A 20,419-nucleotide genomic window follows, 5' to 3' on the forward strand; every position below is an offset into this window, starting at 1 on the left:
GACCAAGGGATTATGAGCGCAACCAAACTATAGCAAGGACCGCGCCTGCAACGCACGCCTTATATATTTCAATTGGTTAGGCACATCCACATGTTACACGGAGCACACACAATCCATGCAGTCAGCAACCAATTCGCAATCAGCGTAGCAGGTTTCACTCTTTCATCCTGAGCCAATGCGCTGCCCCAGCCGCACACCGAGCTGGGATGGGCTGCCGAGCCTATCTGACGACGATACTCGGCTTATCACATTTCTGTAGACCACGCTATAGCGCACCGCTATAAGGTCGTGGGGAATTGACAGCATGTCTAGGCACTTCCACGAGCACGCCAGGCGCTACTTCGAGCATGTGCACCGCGGCTATATGCCATTCCTTACGAAACTAACTGCTCTGGCGCTGGACATGGGTGCCGGCAGCAGCGGTACGCCATCTTCAATTACCTTCGAACCACCAGCGCCTGATGCGGATGATACTCGAGTCCTGCTAGCCGGGCGTGCTCTGCGATGAAAAGGCCGAGTAATAAAAACAACGATGATAATGACCTGCCCATCACTCACATTGCGGGCCAACCTTGTCCAACGAGGCTTATATGCTAAACGCAAGCGACTTACAGGATGCCCTTCCCAGGCTTTCGTTGTTCTTAAATACGGAGTTCGCGAATCTCTAACACCTTCACTTAAGACTATCTTCACGAAGCTAGGAAAGGGCAGAATGTCTCATATCGCTATCAATATTGATCATTTTCTTCTGTTCTCTGGACAATAACATAGTCCCAATGGCTTTTGATAACAGAGGTGGCACTGCATTTCCCACTTGAGTATAGCGAGGGCATTCATTCTTCCTATACTTCCCGCCAGTAGTATATTTTCCTTGAAAAGAAAACCAATCAGGGAAAGACTGAAGCCTTGCATTTTCTCTTACCGTCAGAATTCGCGGCTCAAAATAATGTAAAATGTCATCAGGAAGAGTTGTAACAGTTGGTGCCGGCAGGTCAGGGTGAAGAACCGTAGTAGTGTGTTTCTTAACGCCTAACCGCTCGCGCTCATCCTTTGACATCGGACGACCAGGCCGACAAACTTTCTGAACTTTTTTAAAATGCTCAATAGTTCGATTTTTATGATTGGCTAAACGACGACTATTAGGTGACTTATCACCTGACATCTCCCTCATTATCTTAAGGTACCCAATCTTAATCGGGGGAGGCGTATACTTAGCCTCCTTAAACCCTTTAGCATTGGAGTCTGTGCTATCTACCAAATCTCTTCCTGAAGTACACAAATCATGAAGAGCTTCTTTAGCAGTGACCTTTTCATGGAGAGGCAAGTTATTCTCAGACAAAAATTCATTCCTCGAGTGAAGAAGCTCTCTCAGGAGATTTTCATTACCCTTTTCTCCTTGCACATCACGCTCACACAGAAACAAATATCTTAATCGGTTTTGAGGAACACCATAGTCTGAACAATTAACTAGCCCTCGCGAGACAGAGTAACCAATCTCCTCCAAACATTTATCCACACTATCTGCATGAGAAGGTGGTTTAGCCTCCTGTATTAGAGAGGAAACATCGTCTTCCGATGAAAAACGCATGTTAATTCCAGCCACATTCTCAATTACAAGGTAACGGGGCTGTAATATATCAATTAGTAGCAAGTACTGATTTGTCATCTGATTTCTAGGATCAGAAAAGTCACGACGGCCAGCCGTGGAAAACCCTTGGCAAGGAGGGCCACCCACAACTACATCAATACTCCCTCTCAATCCCGCTAAATCTTCGGAATAATTTTGCAATAAATCTTCACATGACATGGCTTCTTTTGGCAGCCACTCGGGCCATTCAAACTGGAAGTTGTCTCCATCCACTAAGTTGTAGCGAAACGTTTCGAAGGCCAAGGGACTCTTTTCGATCGCAAAGACTCCTCGGCAACCGGCCTGAAGTAAACCGAGCGAAAGCCCTCCGCACCCTGAAAAAACATCGACAAAACGAAGGGTAGAAGCAGATTTATCCATAATTTATAAATAGTCCGTAGACAAAAATCAGTATTTCTGATGAGCTTGACATAGAAAAAAGAGAAACTTCAGGTCAGTATAGCTATTGACATCGACTCATTCGCATACTGTCCGCTCTAGCAAGTTTCAACCGACTAAAAAGTGACCAACCCGGTAAGCGAAGTACCATGAGAGACATAAACGTCCTGTTATGATAGCGCAAACTTAACAGCGAGTCGCCTACTAGCCGGTAAGTGGTATCCACCCGATTCATGTCATCAAGAACCTTTTCGGCTACCGTAAAGCTCGCTAAAGACGCTTGCTAAGAACCAAGGCGCAGCAGTTTAGTCTGTTCGGCTTGGCCAATCTGGTGCTTTCGACAAGATATCAAGGCCGAGTAAAAGGGACCAATGCGCCTTGAATTTGGTATGCCAGTCTATTAGCAAAGCTGTCATGCCGTAGAGGCCACTCCTTGATAGCCGTAAGCTGTCCACAACCCCATCTGTTGAGGCGTAAGTTAGACCGGTAGAGCGTCTGAAGTGCCCCCCCTCCATAGCTGCACAAGCTATAGTGAAGCCATCAGGAGGACAGGATGAGTGACGATAACTCTATCAAGCGATGGACTGCGAAGCACAAAGCTGCCGTGGTCATGGACATCTTCAAGGGCAAGACCACGGCCGCTGAAGTGGCTCGCCAGTATGGTCTCACCGCCCCCGGGGTCGAGGGCTGGATCGATGAGGCCCAGCGGAGCATGGAGAACGGGGTCAAGGCCCGCCCTAAGGACATCCGTGAGCAGTAGGAATTTGAACTCCGGGAGACCAAGAAGGCACTGGGCGAGGCCCACCTGCAGATCTATGCGCTAAAAAAATTCAAGCGCCTGCTCGACGAGGACGAGAACTCGTAAGGTTGCTGCAGGCGCAACTGGCCGAGAAAGGCCATGCGGTATCGCTCGTTAAGCTCTGCTGCTGGTTAGGGCTTCCCCGGCGAAGTCTGTATTACCGGCCCAAGCCGCGGTAGCGCGCCATCAATACCGATCTGGCAGCGCGGGTGAGGCTGACCCTAGAACGGTTCCCTACCTATGGCTATCGCCGACTGGTGTGCGTTTTGGGTGAAAATCACAAGCCGATACAGCGCATCTTGTAGCTCAAAGGTTGGCAGGTACGCAAGCGGCCTCAGGGCTTCCGCCCTCGCGCCAGGAGTCTACCGTCTGTCGCCTCGAGGGCTGATGAGCGATGGACAACCGATCTCACCCACGTGTGGTGAGGAAAGGATCGACGAGCCAGACTGGCGGCGATCATCGACTGCTGCACACGAGAGATCCTCGGCTGGCGATTATCGGACAATGGCAGCAACAAGACCGCGGAAGCGGCGTTGGAGGAAGCACTGATCTATCGGCTTGGGGCGCTGGGGCGCGTTCAGCAGCCGTTGGCCCTTCGCTCCAATAACGGGCTCGTTTTCAGCAGTAGCCACTACACCGGTACAGACGGCCTATGGCCTTACTCAAGAGTTTACGCCGCCGTATACCCCGAAGCAGAACGGCCTCGTCGAGCGCTTCTTCCGTTCCTTGAAGGAGGAGTGCATCTGGCTCCATCGCTTCGAGTCGCTGGGCAAAGCCAGGATCGTGATCGATCGCTGGATCCGGTACTACATCGAAGAGCGGCCACATAGCCCAGAGACTAATGTGGCCGCTCTTCGATGTAAACGCATTCAGATTGATTTACATGCAAGGACTGAATATTTATCAATTTAGCAACACAACATCTTGCGGGCGATCCCTATCAGCTTCTCCAATATTGATTAAGAAAAAGCATTGTAATAGGCAGCGACGTCTTTCCTTGAGGTAATCAGAGCTAATCGAGTTGTCGCGCGAGTAGTAGCAACGTAAAGATCCTCCTTAGAAAAAGCAATATGTTCATCTGGGATGCCAGCGTCAACGACGATTATCGCCCTCGCCTCGATACCTTTGAACGATTTTATTGTCGAGAAGAAAACAGTTCCATCCTCTCCAAGATCGCTGATTTCAGTACTCAGACGAAGACCATGTCCTGAAATCTCCCCTCTCATCGAGGAGTTTTCATACCTGTAAGGACTGAGTATCACCACCGAGCCTTCTCCGCTCCATTTCTTGGCAATTTCCCACGCTCGCATCGATTGGTTATTAGCCAACTCAACCAAAGGAGACACACCCAGGGGCATGCCGGGCATAGACTCAATTTTCGAATTGAGATAAGAGTTTGAAGCTTCGTTAATTTTTACAGTGTTTCGACAATTGTGATGTAGGCTAAACACCACTTCAGCACCTATCGGAGTGGTATTCCCAGCATGGAACAAATCTTGTTTCCAGTCAGAAAAAAAAGCCCACTCGCCCTCGTTTGAGCGAAGTTCTAGTAATGCGATAATCTGACATTCTGACAGGTCCTGTCCTTCGTCGACTACTATCGCATCGTATTTAGAATACGTGTCCGCGTAGTCCATAACTTTCCCAGGCAAGACCTCCCTATAAAACTCATCTAGTCCCACTACAGAACGTGTTTCTGAGCATATCGTACTAAATAGTTTGTCTACGTTCCATATGAAAGCCGCATAATCTTGATTATGCATACGCAGTGAGGCTGCGAGCGCACGGTTATAGCAAATATAGACAGCCCTCTTACCTTGATCGATTAGTGCTTTTAATCGCCACATCGCCAAGACTGTCTTTCCTGAACCAGCCGGGCCTACTACAGCAACATTTGGCAGCTGAAAAACCCCTTTTAAGCTAGCAAATTGCTGCCGAGTAAGTTGCTCGATTCTGTCCGTGTCATCAGCAACTTCCTCTCCAGAATCTGCTTTATACACATGAAATTTCCTATTCTTAAGGTGATCAATAATCGACTCGACAACTAGTGTAGCGAATTTCTCTCCACGTCCCTCTCCCCCACGCTTTTCAAGCGATTTACGGAGTCGTGACGGCAACTGATTCATATGTCTTCGCGTCGCTATTGTTGACTCATCAAACATCGCGGGGAGGCTGGCCGCTTCCCCCTGAGGGTAGATAACAAGATATGAGTACCGTCCCGGAAAGCCAAGCCATTGGTAGCGCTCATTCAGTACTTTAGTCAAATCATGCATATTCCTGGTAGCCTGCTCTGGCGGCGCCTCTTTAAGCTCGGTCCAAGTACCGTTGTTTTCCCTTCGGCTCCAAAGTCCATCATCCCCAACTTTAAACTCTTTAGAGCCCTTTACTTCAACAACTATAAGACCAGACTTAGGCACAAGGACAACAAAATCAGCTTCACCGTCTCGGACGTAACCATTCTTTTCAAGAGTCCAATGCACGCTAGAAATAACAACCCAATCATCAGGTAGCTGACTTTTAAATGCCTTAAGCACCTCGTTTTCCCAACGGTCTGCCGGTAAACCACCCACAATTTTTGGCATCTAAATCATCCCTTTCATTTAATATGCCGTGCGACAAAATTTAACAGTGCAGCTTCGTTCGATGGAACGAAGCCATTGCTGGTCCGCAGCCTCGGCGCTTTCATTCCATGTTTGTATGAAACTCTGACTGACAAAAGCTCACCGGTCGAAGTAGCCGCCAACCACTCCTCGCCATCTCCAAGCTGGTTAAGCGTTTTCGGGGCTGTTCTTTTCCAGCTTTGGTCATCAAAGGTGACAATGTCATCATCAGTATATATGTGAAGGTCATCTATCGTCACAACGTTTTTGGGTGATGTGGAAACGGTGCTAGGCTCTCCAGAAGGTGAACTCGCATCAACTTCTTCAACAACAAATATATCGTCATTAGACAGATTGGCTCTGACCCAAACCATACGTCTGGATAGATTAAAGGAATCGACACGTCTTATTTTTTTTAGGCCTTTATCGGCAGCGAAGAGATGTGCATTGCCTATAGCGTTTCGCTGACTCGGACTTCTACTCCATAAGGGATGTACAACTACGTTGAAGACTCCGCCCTGAATCCACCCATGGACAGTATCTTCGTGTACGACCGATTCAGCAGGAAAGCCATTGAGAAACCATGTATCAACAAGCTTGCCAGCACGTAATAGCCAGTCAGCATCTCTTCCGGTTGGCAAAAGTCGGCCATCAGCGACGTTGTCCAAACCTGGCTTAAAATCTTCGTCTAACATAGAAGCCAATAGCTCAATACCCAACTCCCAATCCAAAAGACCATGAACCTGACGGTTTCGGAAGCCTCGGAGTAGCAGGTCTGGACTCCGCCATTCGTTGCCAGCTTCGTGGGAGAGCTCGATTTCCTCACGGATCATCTTCCCCATCCGCGGAGTGGTTCCTTTTCCAAATAAGCAGCCTCTCAAGATCGACTCTAACTGGCCTCTTGCACTATCCACTAGGCCAGCACCATTTGGATGAGCATCAGCTAAATATAGCTCGCCACCACCTTGGCCATTATCTGTGACTGCATGGACTGACGCTATTTCAATGTCTAAAGAATCCACGTCTAGTTCTAGGGCAATGGCTCGCTGCAAAATGGTTGCAGCCGAGTACCATGCAGCCCGACGCCTCGCAAGCTGCGCTTCATTTTTTCCTTCAAAATACGTCAGTCCGTTGCCATCCAGCATCCGAATTGCAAGTATGTCTGTTGTTTTCGCAGATGTAAGCGCGACCCTCATTTCAGGATTATCCTCATCGGAGCACCAGATAGATTCCGCCTCAACATACATCTCCTGAAGGCTTTTCTTCTCCCGAAAGCCAAAATACTCACCGCAATTGGTATTGGTGCGGAAAACTGGGGCCTGACGCTCTAATTTGATATAAGCATTGCAAGCCCTCTCGTAACCCTCCGAACTGAGCATCGGGCTGGAAATGTCCGTAGAACCAGACCGTCCTCTACTTTCGCCTCCTCCTAAAGCCGGTAGAGATATATTCATATCCGTCGCGAATGCACGCGGAGCAACAGCCATGAATGGTCTCGCGCCTAAAATCCCACAGTTCGGGCACTCAACACCCTGCGGAGGTTCCAGCAACCAGTTAGGATTCCAAACCCCTTTTTCACTGACAAACCCCTGTAATTCACCAACCGGTACAGGCTCAGTGTTCAACTGTCGGCAGGCTCCACAATGAATGTGGATGTAGGCCGCCCCAATCGGTGGACCTGACACTCTCCAGCAATTACCCCCGGGGTTGCTTAAAATTGGAGCTACTAGGTATTTGGGAATCAATCTGCGCTTATCCCATGTCCGCTCCGCTCCCGGAGCAAAGTCGGCGATTGCTTGGTCGGCAGGCCTATTAAGGGTTTTCGCCTCACTTGTTCTACCGTGAGGTAGCTGGAAATACAGGTCCCGAACGTTGGTCGGCATACCAAACATAGGCAAAATCCCTGCCTCGGCTAGGCGATGGGCAAGAGTGGTTGCGACAAAACCAGTGTTATTGACCGCCTCACGAATTTTCCCCGGTAAATCGCGCACAAAATCTACAAGGGCTTTCATCGATACTGCAGAACCAGCGGTAACTAGATGCGCCAGTTCTCGAATACTCTCCTGATGTTCATCTATCCAGGCCTCAACTGACAAGATGGTATGTTCAGCAACAGCTATAGTTCCCATCTCCCCGTGTGTATCCGGTTCTTGACTGGTAGACGTCCAAGAGATACCAATATCTCGACACGCACGTCGCAAAATCTCTTTGGCGATGAGCCGCTCAGCCAATATGCGCTGGTCATCCCCCATGGCAAGTCGTGGCTGTGGTGGAACACCGCCCGTCATTTCTCTCGGGTGATCAAAGTGAATGCGATCATGGGTTTGGCCACGACAAAATGTAAAGGCCACGGAAAATGCTTGGCCTTTTCGCCCAGCTCGCCCCACTCGCTGCTGGTAATTAAAGCGTTCTGGGGGCATATTTGCTTGCATTATTGCTTGCAACGAGCCTATATCGACACCAACTTCCATCGTCGTAGTAACAGACAAGAAATCGATAGCATCGACATTTTCTAACACCTTACGCTTGCCGATTTCTTCAATAGTCTCATCGTCGAAGAAAATATCGCGAAAGTGTCGTTGGCGCTGAGCCTGATTTTGGGTTTGCCCAGTCAACTCCTCGGAATGAATTCGGAAAGTAGAGGACTCATCTTTTGCCTCATAAGCATAGTAGTGCTGCTCTTCTATTTGCTCAGCTGAAGCTTTACCATTCGGCTGAACTTCGAGATTACTGAGGCAACGAGAACACACACCTGCCGATGCCTGCCAATGGATCTGCCCGCAGTTTTTGCACTCCCAAGGATGGCCTTCCGGCTGGACGACTCGCACCCATAGTTTTTCTAATTTGACGACAGCCCACAAATCAACCCCGGGCGCATGGATTTTAAAAGCTTGCGCCACAAACTCGCGTAGTTCTTCTAAATTTATGCCATGGTTCGATGCTACCTTTAATAGATAGCTGTAAACACGTTTTTTCTTTGGTCCTTCATTCGCTGCGCCGGTGGGCTGATGATATTGCCAACCATTAGCAGGCCTATCCCAAGGGATTGGATCCAACTGGTTCTCCTCAGCGAGGATACGGAGAACGCTATCACATACCTGACGGAATATTTCAGGGGATAAACCAGACGGTGGTTGTAAAGTCGGAGTAGGTGGAAATGCAAGGTGGCCAATCCCTTGTGCTTCTAGGTCATAAAGTAGGCGACCAGTCAATGTACGCCAGGCATTTTTACGAAGTGAAAGACCAATATGTACAATCGCTTCAGGCGTCGCGTCATCACTTAACTTTGGAATGAGCTGCCCATCAGTTGACTGGAAGACTGAAGTCCAATCGCTGTTTTCTGTAATCATTTTTTTATCTATCGATGCCCCTCCAGGGTTGACGCCCATATCGATAAAATCCAGCCATAACGGGCTGATAACCTTGTTAGAATCCGGTTTGGCAAGGATATCCTCGACCCAAACATACCCTTGCCTATAGGCGCGAACACGCTCTACGTGTTCAGTTTGTGCAGCAAGTGCCCCTTCGCCATCATCCTTCACGGCCCTCGCTGCCTGAACAAAAAGGTTGAATTGATCCAACTTGCCGTTCACTTCACCGAACGCTTTCTTTACCTTGTTTCGCAACTCCGGAATTTTATCTAGCTGCCCTGACTCCACAAGAAGGAGCGCCTCTTTCATTGCAGGATCAATTCCACTTACGGAGCGCTTCTTGAGTTCTCTATTGACGAATGTTCGTAGCAGAAGTTTCCACTGTTCTTCCTCCACTCCAACTGAGAGGTTGGCCGCAGCTTCTCGACTATCTGAAAAAGCAACGAGTTTTCTAGCCTTACCTTCCGGTAAATTACTCATTACATGCTTTGAGAAAAGATGGGACATTCTTGCCAAACCGGTCACAAAAGAACGGATAGGCGTGCGGCGACCGTAACGCTCTGAATAGTCGATCAGGCACGATGGACAACGCTGGGGCATTGCAGAATATTTATGACGATCCTGTTCTGTCACGTCAATCTGGAACCAGTAACAGGCTAGCTCACCTTCTTTGGGAGCACGTCCAAGAGTAACCAGCCCAGTGACAGGGTTGATGCTAGCTGGGAGCCAGCTAGCGGGCATGTACGATAATGGCCTGCCAGGGCTGGTGCTCGTAGAACTCGTCTCAATTGTACCGTGCTTCCATTTTAATTCGTCCGCAGACACAGTCGGAGTATCTGGGTCACGCAACCAAACAACACCTACATCTCTATAATTCTGGGCATCGGTTCGGGTTTCGACTGTAGTCTCCGGAAGCCCCTCAATTTGTGTTTCAAGAGACGTTAACTCAAACTCTTTTTCTATACCTAATCCATTCTTTAATGCAATTTTGTTACCGCAAAGCAGTTGGGTTCCACAGCATTCACAATACAGAACCTCTAGTACACGCCGCCCCTCGATAGAGAGCTTACGCTCAGGCAGAAGTTCTCCAACCCGTCGATCGCGATCTCCCTCTCCTAAGTCAATCGTAGCCCATAGGCCATCAATGTTTTTTGCCATCCAATGGAAGCGGAGGCTGGGCAGAATAAGCTTTCTTACTTTCGCATAATCGGAGCCTATTGCGCAAAAAAGCCCTCTAGTCGCCGTTGTACGCTCGTCGGGTGGCAAGCTCGAAAACCAGTAGTTGGAAATTTCGTCCAACGGCTTGGCTCTTATCTGGCCATTTGAATCGAACGCGGCAAGAATACACTTGTTAGTACGTTCTTGATCAAATGTTAACTGGTCAACAACAGCCTCCAGTGCCGATTGATTGTTGCAACCTTGCGCTTGACCCCTTCCAATCTTGACACAGGTTTCCGATAGATTTTTATCAAATTCAGGGATGTCACCATCCAATGGATATTTAGGTTCACCTGACTCTATGTGGAAGCGCGCTTTTGCCTCGTCAGGCGTGTATCCAAAAAACCCTCCGAGGTATTCATAGGTTAGGTCATCATTACCATCTAAAGATGCACTTGACGCGAGAATGCGAAGCTGGGAACTGTCCGGGCTGAGTCCGAGCCTGTCTATTAGGAGGCGCACCAGATAAGCCACCTCAGTACCTGCAGAGCTGCGGTGCAGGTGAAGCTCGTCAATAATTAGCTGGAAAACATGGTTTCCGCGATCTTCGCTAAGCCACTGTCGCGTGGACTCGAAGATATCAGAGTCAGCCCGATCACCGGGAATATTAGGATCTGAGTGCCTCATCAGCATGATGGATAACATGCTAAGGTTCGTGACCAGAATATCAGGCGGCGCTGCTTGCATTTCCCAGCGGTGGAACATCTCTGCAGCGTCCGGCGACATACGCCGAATGAAGCTCGTTTCTTCTTCTGCATCAGACAATTGCTGCCTAGCAGTTTCTATTGCTTCCTGCCTTTCCGTTGCCTCTGCGTCAGCTAACTCTTTGCGGCAACGGTCGAGTTTTTTTCGCATCAAAATGTGGTCGCCAATCGCCGCCTTAAATTCAGCAGTTAGCGCTGACCGTTTATTGCTATTTGATCTTCCATCGGCCTTGAAAGCATGACCAGCAACCGGCGTTGAGCCATTGTAGCGGCCAAAGCGGATTCTATTGCCAGCAAGGTGCAGGTCAAGTGCTTCGAGAGCCTCATCAGAGTCGAGCGCGAGGCGAAGACGAGATATTTGATCTTCCACAAGCGCATTCATTGGATACAGTACAAGTGCTCGAACAGCAGCAGTACGTTTTTCACCCCGCAATTCTTTTCTGGTGGAGCCCCATTCAGGGGGATTGTCGGTGGTCCACTCTCTCGGCGCCCTCGTAGGCTGAGTCCATTGACTCGATGAATGGGTACCTTCTCGAATAATGTTCGCTAGCGCCGGGAGCAGAAACGCTTCTGTCTTTCCCGAGCCAGTCCCGGTTACGACAACGCAATGCTTACCTTTCAAAGACTCTCTAAGCATGGTTTGCTGGTGTTGGTACAGCGGGTACTCACCATTAAACAGGCCCGCACCGGTGATAGCCTTGAAGGCCTTTCTTCCAGCTGCGTTCAAGCCAGGGAGGTCATCTTCTGAGAGATCGACTAGTGGACGGCCCGACTTATAAGACTGGGTTGGTTCAACGTAAGGTATTTGGAAGAGAACGCCGGGTTGATCTAATAAACTCTTCCTATCTTCCTCGAAGGTAGAAGATTTAGTACCGAAAGCGGAGGTTACATACCGCTTGATTCCATCCTGCAAAGCTTTGTGCGCGCCTATTGGATCCTTCATCATCTTCCCTGTCGGTTTTTATCTTGTATAGCTGCTTTTTAGATTACGTCGAGAACCGCCCCAAGCTTACCGGCAATTATTCTGGCAATTCTTTCGGGGACATACCTGTAAGCAAGCCACTTTCCATCAGCCATATCTGTGTATAATTTGTTTGCAGAAAACTCAAAAAAACCATCTTTCTTTCGGATAAGCCGGAGCCTGATGTCCGAATTCTCTGCAAAATCTTTTCGAAGCGTTATAATGTCCGGTGAGTCACCACTGCACAGGACAAGTGCCTGTTCAAGTACAGTTGGCAAACTAATGCGGGCTGGGATCCACATCGTTCTTCTGCCGGATTCATAAGTAATGGGCAAGGGGTGAACACCATCCATTTCAGGATAAAAGCTAATATGTTTGGCAAACGAATCGAGAGCCACCCAGACACCCCAGCGCGAGTCACTAATAAACGCGTACTTGCCTTGGTTAGCAAGAACGTACAGATTACCTACCCCAATATCTAGGTCCCGAACCCTCCATAACTCGCACACATCACCGAAAGGGGCTGCAGTAAAGCGTCCCGTGGATGCATTTAATCGCATTGCACCCTCACGCGCGCTGCCAATGGACTCCATGGTATTCCTGAACGTCTCTTCCCTGAATAAATCGAGGGACGCTGACCAGCTAGCCACCGAAATACAAGGTTTTTCTGAAAATTGAAAGCCAATCTGGCTGCAGGTCACTAGGGCAACTGATTTGTCTCTGATCACTAAACGCCAAGGCCCGAATACACTCTGGTTGTTATTGAGCTGGTGTGCCGACCATGCCTGAGTCTCACAAGCGATCACTTTCCAATGTTCAATACGTAAGGTTCCAGCCACAGCCCAAATCGGCCGACCAGCAAAATTTAAAGGAAGTGAATATAGAGTCGGTTTTATCGAGTGTATGCGCGCAATGTGGCCCTTGTGCGTCGTGGATACCCCTAAACAACCTCGTCGCCGAAGCTCAAATAACAGAAAAACTGGCTCGTCCACTTCCCCATTTGAAAGTAAAAGTCGCTGTAATAAGTCTCTCGCCACCCCATAATCCAAGCTACCAGATTGAGCGAGTGCATCTAGGAACATTTCATGGGTGCTTATCTTTAGAGTCTGGCTGCAGCAACTAGAGCCCAACTCGATATCCGTAAGAGCGTAATCGTTTAGTTCGCTGGGCGATTCTGTCGACTCGTCACGCGCAGTATCAAGGACTGCGCCGGACAACCCTTCATAGGAGTGTACGGGCCTGCCAAAATTGTCGAGACTGAATGGCTTACCCGTATCCACCACATCACCACCCAGATCCGCAACCCTTAATTTTGCCTGTCCCAAAGTTGAACCGTCAGCGGAGATTGCTTTGAGTTCGTAAGAGGCGCTTCTTGAATGAGGAAGCCTGAGTTTGAACCTCCTCAGAGGCCTCCAATCGACATGGGAATCCTTGACTAACGAGAGAGGCGAAGATTGCTCTTCTACTTCAATGCCCCCAAAGCAAACAACGTTCGCGCACTGTGGAGCATCTAGCTCTATAAACGGAAGGTCATAAGGCAAGTACATCCGGCTGTAGCCACGTCGAATGGACCTCCCCCCGACAAAACGTATTGCTCGCGGTCGTGGTCGGGAGCCCTTCTCTCCGTCGGGAAGTATGCGCTGCTCTTCGGATAACGAGGCGCAATCAACTAAACGAACAATAAGCCAATCTTCTGGAACACCGAACGCCGAGACCACCTCAAACTCGGGTTTTTCGCGCTCAATGTAACCCTGAAGTGCTTGAACACTCTGGGGCGGCGCCATCAAAAAAGCAGACCCGCTCGCTGGCAGGTCCCCCTCCCTTAGCTCAATGTCGCCTGTTAAGTTATCTATTGTCGGCGTTAGAACCCAAAGTAGCCGCCTCATGAGCGTAAGCTCTAGGGTCATCGGCTCAGAGTCTTCGCTCACAAAACATCGGGCATCAAACTGAACTGCTGTATCAAAAGCTAGCTCGGCAACACCCCAGAAACCGGCCTCTTGGTTATGTGCCGGCGCAGTATTTGCTCCTTCTGTTCCGTAAAATTGTCCGCTCCAGATTAAATCATCTTTTGCCAATTCAAACTTCCCGATGTCCTGAATCGCTGGAACCCGCCAGCTAGGAGACAGTTGCAAGGGAAAATCCTGAACCACAAAGAGCGAAACTCCAATGAAAAAATTGCCTTCATTCCTATCGTTATTTGACGATTCAACACCCTTCGCGACGTCACCCCTTATAGGTAGCGTTCCGTCCCAATCGGAATAGGCTGTGAAAATTGCAGCACGGATTGGCTGCTCGAACTCATCAACCTCAAGCGCTCTCTGAAATCCAGCAGTAAAAATGGACTTCATCGCACGGGCCTCATTTAGGATTCGCGTCAAAGATTCTTCTGATAATTCTTGACCAGATCTAACCTGCGCCTGCACGAATATTTTCGTCAGGTTTTCCACGTCACTCGGCTTAAGAATACTTTGGGATCTTGGAACTCCTATTAACCGATAGCCACCTAGAATTCGCCGTTTAAAAAACCCGAATCGACCATTATTTTCTTTTGTCCATTCTTCCAGATCATCCCAAACCTTCTCAACCTGACCCATTTCATGCGAATTAAATTGTTGTTGAAGTTTTAAATCTATCGCCAACCTTTCGTAGTAGGAAGTCGCATTCTCTGCATCATTCCTTACTAGGGCAGCGAGATAAGGCAAGTATGCTGGAGCACGAAGCCCGCGATATGTTAGATCGAAATTCCCCGGATCTTTATAGCTTCGTGAAGGCTTTTTCCTCTGTTTCTTTAGTTCGAGGATGCTCCCGGTAAAACTTTCGTGAGACACAATGCAGTCTGGCCCTTTACGCACAGCTTCTAAGAATCCAGCATCCCCACCAATGTCCTGGCCGACTTGGTCAAGAAAGTCCTTGTCAACGCGAATAAAGACTTCTTCTCCTGTAGATGCCTCAGAAAAGAAGCTCCTTAATAAGCGTAGGTTCCACTCACTAAACCTATCACCGAGGGGCTTACTCTTAGCACTAACCATCATTTCTAATAGATTACTGAGCGGACTATATTTATCGTAAGCAGAGTCTAGCAGGTCATCGCAGGAAGCATTCACTACATAGATTTGGCCTTCATGTACAAGAATTGCTAACACATTTCCTGCCACAAAATAATCACCGACACCATTGATAAAAATCTGTGGATCACCCGCCGCAGTATCGCTTCGATACAGGACTGACTCCGTTTGTATTAAGTCGTCAATCTGAACAAACCAAGTAGTAACAGTAACGGCACTTTGTGCTCCTTTAGCGTGCGACGCATAGCCATACAACCCTGCTCTTCGCATATATTCAGCGAACTGATTATCTACACATATTTTATACTTCCCCAGCTCTGGAGTAAGATAACCAGCTTCCAAATCACGTGTGAAAAAGAAGCGACTAATTTCTTCTATGCTTCTACCTGACATCTCAGGACTCTCTCCACTTAACCACCTTTTAACCATTTTCATTTATATTGTAGTTTTTATCAGAAACTAATGCCGTGCTCGACCCTAAAAGCTACTTTCTGCATTACGTGCCTGTTCGCCAACGCTGCTGGTCAATGCACAGGTCGGACGACGTAACAGATGGTGCTGAAACAGGGTGACTTGCTGTTTGCTTGGGGCAGCGCGTTCATGGCCGCCCAACCCATTCAGGCAGTATTCTTGAACAGTGCAGTCAATTGAGCCTGGCACAAGCCTGTCAGATCTCCCTTGAAAATAGATGTGCGCTTCAAGGTCAGTTCAGGAAAAGTGCCATGCCATTCTCGGGTATCGGGGAACACCAGCACCGGGGCGATGGGCAGCTTGTTACCGGGGATAACCTTGTGCATGGCCTGCAACAGGCTGCCGGTCTGTTGCTTGAGCCGGTCAAGAGGCGTGGTGGGGAGTGACACGAGTTCCCGTTCAAACGTATTACCACTTTTTATTCTGTTAGTGATACGTACCGTCACGGCCAGTAGCGCTACCCGTAGCTCGGGCACGCTACCGCCACCCCTGAACGCCCACAAGATTCATTGGGGGCGCAAGGCGATTAGGCACTCCTGAAGACGAACGAGGTGATGCAGGTTTAGTAGCATCACCTCGGGCATCATCAGGAACGGTCTTAGCTGTCGCTTATATGCATCATCTATTAAACAGATCTAGGTCAACATATGAAAGACCATTTGGCCCCTCTTTCGTCGAGTGATCTTACCCGGCAATTGTGGACACTGATCTAAGCGCCCATTCGGGCCTCGCAGGTTTCAGGGCTAATTATGCACTGTGCCGGCGCTGCCGGTCGTAATCCATCTCGATGTGCTCGAACAATTTAGCAATCCTGTTGCATTGGTGGAGCTCGTGCCGGCTCAGCAGCGACTGGTTGCCGCTGGGCCTTGGTCCGCCACTGGTAGAGCTGTCTGAAGGCCAAGCTCTCAGGCGGCAGCACTGATGCCGACACGGTCGGCGAGCGCCAAGACCTCGGCCGTGTAATTCTGGGAGTAGCGAGTACGACTTTTCTTCATCGAAGCTGCTCCCGAAAATTGAGTCTCCGCCCCTGCTTGAGCCCGAATTCAGCGGGAAAAAGTTTGAGGGACGTAGCCAGCCAGAGAAGGCCGCTGCAGAGGACAAGCGGCCACACATGACATTAATCCTGATAGTGCGTGTACTTTTTCGCACTTCCCTTCACCTGGTCGGCGGGATATTTCTCCGCATTCTTCTCCATCTTTACCCGGCATGCCGCTTCGATATCCACATCGAGCTTGCCCGCCAGCCGGATCAGATAGAGCTGAACATCGGCAATTTCTTCGCGCACGGCGGCCAGTTGCTGCTCATCCAGCTCCCTAGACTGCGCCTCGGTCAGCCACTGGAAGCACTCCTGCAGTTCAGCGGCCTCCACCGTCAGCGCCATGGCCAGGTTCTTGGGCGAGTGGAACTGGTCCCAGTCGCGCTCGGTGGCGAACTGGTCCATGGCGTCACGGAGCTGCTTGAACGGATCTGACATCTAGGGCTTACCTGATTCTGCGGTATAGCGGTGAGCATGCCTGCTCTGCCGCTCGCTATCTAGCCCGGCATCGGCATAGGCATAGGCATAGGCATAGGCATAGGCGGAAATCGGGCGCCCACTCGCTACAGCACGGAGAGGAATTCGCCGATGACCTTCAGATCCTCAAGCTCGTCCTCGAGCACGATGTCCTTGTAGCCGAAGGCGTTGGTCTGGGGCTTCAGCACGATGCGCTGGTTCACGAACTCGCCGTACTCCTCGACCTTCTCGCTCTGATACTGCTTCACCGTGAAGCTGCCGCCGTGGTCCGGGTCCTCGATGGCGCGATGCTGCACGACGACGACCTTGCCTTGCCGAGTGCCGCCAGGGTTGGCACGAAACAGGCACCAGGCGCCGTTGGGGATGCGCCGGTTCATCGACTCCCCCATCACCCGGCTGACGAACAGGTCGGGGCTTACTCGCATGAAGTCCGGCAGCTCGACCCAGTGCTCGGCGTCGGCGATCTGCATCTCGCTGAACTCGCCGGCAGCGAATCTCAGATCGTAGACGGGCACATGACGCTCGAACGGCACTGCCTCATCACGCGTCACGATGGGAAGGTGCAAGCCATCCAGCGCCTGGGCCTCTTCAGCCTGATCAGTATGCTCGGTGGCTGCCTGCGAACGAGCGAAGGCCGCGAAGTATTCGCGGGTCTCGGGGTCCGTGGCATAGACGTAGCAGCCCTTCTGGCCCCGCGTCATCAGTGTGCGATAGGTGTTCTTGATGATCTGGTCCGCCAGGGTACGGGCATGCTCAGGCTGCTCTTTGAGCAGTTTCTTGTAGCCATGCACCGAGCGGTCCTGCCCAGCCCGCTTACCCGCGTCCGTCACCACGCGACCATCACGAATCACGAAGTCGTCCCCGATGATGACGCCGACGTAGTCGAACTCGAGCCCTTGGCAGGTATGGATACAGCCGACCTGCTCTGCTGATCCATCGGCGATCGCCCACAGCATGCCGTCGTCATCGAGATTCCACTGGGCTGCGAAGCCATGTTCGGGAAACACGATGTCCATGGCCTGCCTGTCCTTCTTACTGGCCCAGGGCCAACAGTAGCCCGCCACCATGCGTGCCTTGTTGGCCTTGCGGTTCTTCTCGAAAATCGCCCGGCGCATGGCACTCGGGTTATCGAATACCTGAAAGTCGTAGTCGATGTCCTCCAGGTCGGTGTTGGCCGTGGTGCGAATCTGCAGCGCATGATCGAGCCAGGCCAGATAGCCATCCGAGCCGTTGCAACGAAACTGCGACGCCAGCTCCAGCTCATTGACCTCGGCGCCGCACTCCGCCGCCCGCCGCCGGACCTCCTCGACCGTGCCCACATCTTTCAGCGTCACGCGCTGCGCCTCGTCGATGAAGAAGATCGAGAAGCGTGACGCGCCGATCACCTCCTTGATCTGGCTCTCCCCCAGGTTCTGATACATGCCCGACTTCTCGTTCAGGCGATGCGCCTCGTCGATGATCAGCGCATGGAAGGTATCCGGCTCGGCGTTGACGTAGCTACCCGAGCCTTTGAACAGATTGTCGATATGGGTCTTCTTGCGCGTGCCGGTAAGCCGTTTCTTGAACACTTCACGCGGGGCGGAATTTCGCGAGACGTACTGCGTCATCATCTGGCGCTTCGTCAGTTCCACCAGCAGGTTGATCGCGACCACCGACTTGCCGGTACCCGGCCCGCCTTTGACGATCAAGCACTGCTTGTCACCCTTGGCCGCCCGGTGGGCGAGATCGAGTGCGGTTTCATAGACCAGCTTCTGTTCGTCGATCATCAGAAACTCGGCGTTACCGTCCATCATCGAAGCCAGGGCATCCGCCAGGTTCTTGCTCGGCTTGATCACCCCATGCTCGATGCGATACATGATGGCGTTGCTATCGCCATACTTGATGTGCTGACTGAGAAACGCCGAGAGCTTCAGGGCATCCGGCGAGATAAATACAGGCGCTCGACCGGTGTGATGGGAGTAGAAGGCATCATTGATGGCGTCTCCCTGCTTCATGTTGTGCAGGTAGGCACAGGGCATCAGCTTGATCGACTCCGAACGTACCGTCTCGTTGTAGTCCTCGATGAGCGCCGCGTAGGACCACGCCTGATAAGACGGATGATTGGTCTCGCGCACCCCCTTGCCAAGCCGAGTTTTGACGATGGCGTCCTTCTTCGTCACCTCGACGGACTCCCACTGCTTCAGCTCTATGATGACGGCGGTATCGTCCCGTCGGGGGTTCTTGCCCGTGAGAATGAAGTCGACACGTCGATTGGTCAGCGGGATGTTGTATTCGATCGCCACGCCTGCCGAGGCCGGGATACCTTCATCGAGCAGGGCGCTCATCATGAAGCGCAGCGAGTTTTCTCAGGACAACATCTCGTTACGGGGCGAGTTGCGATTCAGCCGACGAGCCACCTCGTTATTGATGGTGTCGGTGATGACATTGGCGCGCACATCATCGATGAACTGCTGCTTGGTGGCGTTGTAGACCAACATGTCCCTGTGTTGTCCCCTTCCCTCAATGGCTTGGCCATGATTTATCAAAAGTGAATGTAACGATTATGCACGCTGCCGCGCCTTGCGGCATGTGGAGAGGAGCAAAAGCTTGAACGGGACGTCGTGCGGCGGATGCTAGCGTTGGCAGGGGTGGTCTCCGATCTATGCGTTAGCGCAGGGGACTCATAATCCCTTGATCCTAGATCTTCCCTCATCGATCAGGTCGGCCATCAACCTCAGAGTAGCACTGCCTCGTCAGCGCTGAACCGAACCGGCCGGGCGTTGCCCAAGAGATCGGCCCTGCACGCCCTTCGCCTGCACGGGCAGCATCGCGCCAACCTTAGGTTCGAGAGAACGAAGACGACGAGCTAGAAAGGTAGATAGTTTGGATGCAGACCCCAACCAAAAAATGGGTGGGAGGAAAACCAGTATCCGGGATGTTGTGGTGGGCCCAGTAGGACTTGAACCTACGACCAAGGGATTATGAGTCCCCTGCTCTAACCAACTGAGCTATAGGCCCTGAAACGCGGGAGCCGTATGATAACCAAAGCGGCCGGCACAGGCCAGCCGCTGTTGAAGGTCATGAACGTCCAGGGAGGACACGATGTCATCGAACACGATCATTCGCCGGATTGCCGGTATCAGCTTGGCTGCGGGCCTGGTGACATTTTGCGGCCTGGCCCAGGCCGCATGGCAGCTCGACCCCAATCAGTCTCGGGTGACGGCGACGGTGACGGAGATCACCAGCGACGGCGAGTCAATTACCCACGAGCACTCGCTGCGCCGCATGGAAGGCCAGATCAGCGCGGACGGTACACTGAAGCTGCCCGTGCGACTCAATCAGACGGACGTGCTCGATCGGCTGGGCGAGCTGCCGCCGTGGATGTCGTCGTTGACCAACACCACGCTGGTGACGGTGGTCACGCAATTGCCGCCGGAGCGGATCAATTCGCTGAAGGTCGGTCAGTCGACGGTCGAGATACTGACCCTGCGCACGGACTCCAACGGCGAGCAGCGCCAGGAAAAATTGCCGGTGCGCTTCACCCGCGAGTCGGCTGATGTGGTGCGCGTACGCAATGCCGAGCCGGTCTCGCTGGATGGCAAGGAACTGATGAAGAACCAGAACGTGCGTTCGATCCTGTCGTTGATGGGTTATCAGCAGATCGGCGATGACGTGCCGGTGGAGCTCAACGCCGTGCTGGTCGATCGTTGAT

General features: G+C 51.2%; 10 protein-coding genes, 1 tRNA gene and 1 pseudogene. 3 read left to right on the plus strand and 9 right to left on the minus strand.

Translation table 11 applies throughout. The features are described from left to right. Nucleotides 1–697: 697 nt before the first annotated feature. A complete protein-coding gene (locus BTW08_RS11705) occupies nt 698–2,008 on the minus strand; it encodes a DNA cytosine methyltransferase (protein ID WP_075562703.1) in 1,311 nt (436 codons plus the stop codon). Nucleotides 2,009–2,249: 241 nt separating this feature from the next. Between BTW08_RS11705 and BTW08_RS19370 the strand changes: the two are divergent. Then, nucleotides 2,250–2,408 (plus strand): annotated as a pseudogene (locus BTW08_RS19370) (IS5/IS1182 family transposase); the annotation flags it as partial. Between the two features lie 171 nt (nt 2,409–2,579). Beyond that, the gene (locus BTW08_RS11710; protein ID WP_075562704.1) at nt 2,580–2,786 is read left to right on the plus strand and encodes a DUF1153 domain-containing protein; all 207 of its coding nucleotides are present in this window, start codon (nt 2,580–2,582) and stop codon (nt 2,784–2,786) included. A 998-nt stretch (nt 2,787–3,784) separates the two neighbouring features. Here BTW08_RS11710 and BTW08_RS11720 read toward each other — a convergent pair. From BTW08_RS11720 to BTW08_RS11750, 8 genes are all read right to left on the minus strand, one after another. Next, nucleotides 3,785–5,407, minus strand: coding sequence for an NERD domain-containing protein (locus BTW08_RS11720; RefSeq protein WP_075562705.1), 1,623 nt, complete (start codon nt 5,405–5,407; stop codon nt 3,785–3,787). A gap of 14 nt (nt 5,408–5,421) precedes the next feature. Beyond that, the gene (locus BTW08_RS11725; protein WP_083627836.1) at nt 5,422–11,664 is read right to left on the minus strand and encodes a DEAD/DEAH box helicase; all 6,243 of its coding nucleotides are present in this window, start codon (nt 11,662–11,664) and stop codon (nt 5,422–5,424) included. A 35-nt stretch (nt 11,665–11,699) separates the two neighbouring features. Continuing rightward, nucleotides 11,700–15,179 (minus strand): hypothetical protein, encoded by a 3,480-nt coding sequence (locus BTW08_RS18975; RefSeq protein ID WP_139313641.1) that lies wholly within the window; start codon nt 15,177–15,179, stop codon nt 11,700–11,702. A 182-nt stretch (nt 15,180–15,361) separates the two neighbouring features. Beyond that, nucleotides 15,362–15,691, minus strand: a complete 330-nt coding sequence (locus BTW08_RS11735; RefSeq protein WP_139313642.1) for a hypothetical protein — start codon at nt 15,689–15,691, stop codon at nt 15,362–15,364. A 641-nt stretch (nt 15,692–16,332) separates the two neighbouring features. Further along, the gene (locus BTW08_RS11740) at nt 16,333–16,689 is read right to left on the minus strand and encodes a nucleotide pyrophosphohydrolase (RefSeq protein ID WP_075562709.1); all 357 of its coding nucleotides are present in this window, start codon (nt 16,687–16,689) and stop codon (nt 16,333–16,335) included. Between the two features lie 125 nt (nt 16,690–16,814). After that, nucleotides 16,815–19,055: a DNA/RNA helicase domain-containing protein gene (locus BTW08_RS11745; RefSeq protein ID WP_246837719.1), complete on the minus strand. Its 2,241-nt coding sequence runs from the start codon at nt 19,053–19,055 to the stop codon at nt 16,815–16,817. A gap of 18 nt (nt 19,056–19,073) precedes the next feature. After that, a complete protein-coding gene (locus BTW08_RS19450) occupies nt 19,074–19,205 on the minus strand; it encodes a hypothetical protein (protein WP_281492010.1) in 132 nt (43 codons plus the stop codon). A gap of 443 nt (nt 19,206–19,648) precedes the next feature. After that, a tRNA-Ile gene (locus BTW08_RS11750) sits at nt 19,649–19,725 on the minus strand. 84 nt (nt 19,726–19,809) lie between these two features. Between BTW08_RS11750 and BTW08_RS11755 the strand changes: the two genes are divergently transcribed. After that, nucleotides 19,810–20,418, plus strand: coding sequence for a hypothetical protein (locus tag BTW08_RS11755; protein ID WP_246837720.1), 609 nt, complete (start codon nt 19,810–19,812; stop codon nt 20,416–20,418). The last annotated feature ends 1 nt before the right edge of the window (nt 20,419 follow it).

This window comes from Salinicola sp. MH3R3-1 (assembly GCF_001937155.1).
Classification (GTDB): Bacteria; Pseudomonadota; Gammaproteobacteria; order Pseudomonadales; family Halomonadaceae; genus Salinicola; species Salinicola halophyticus.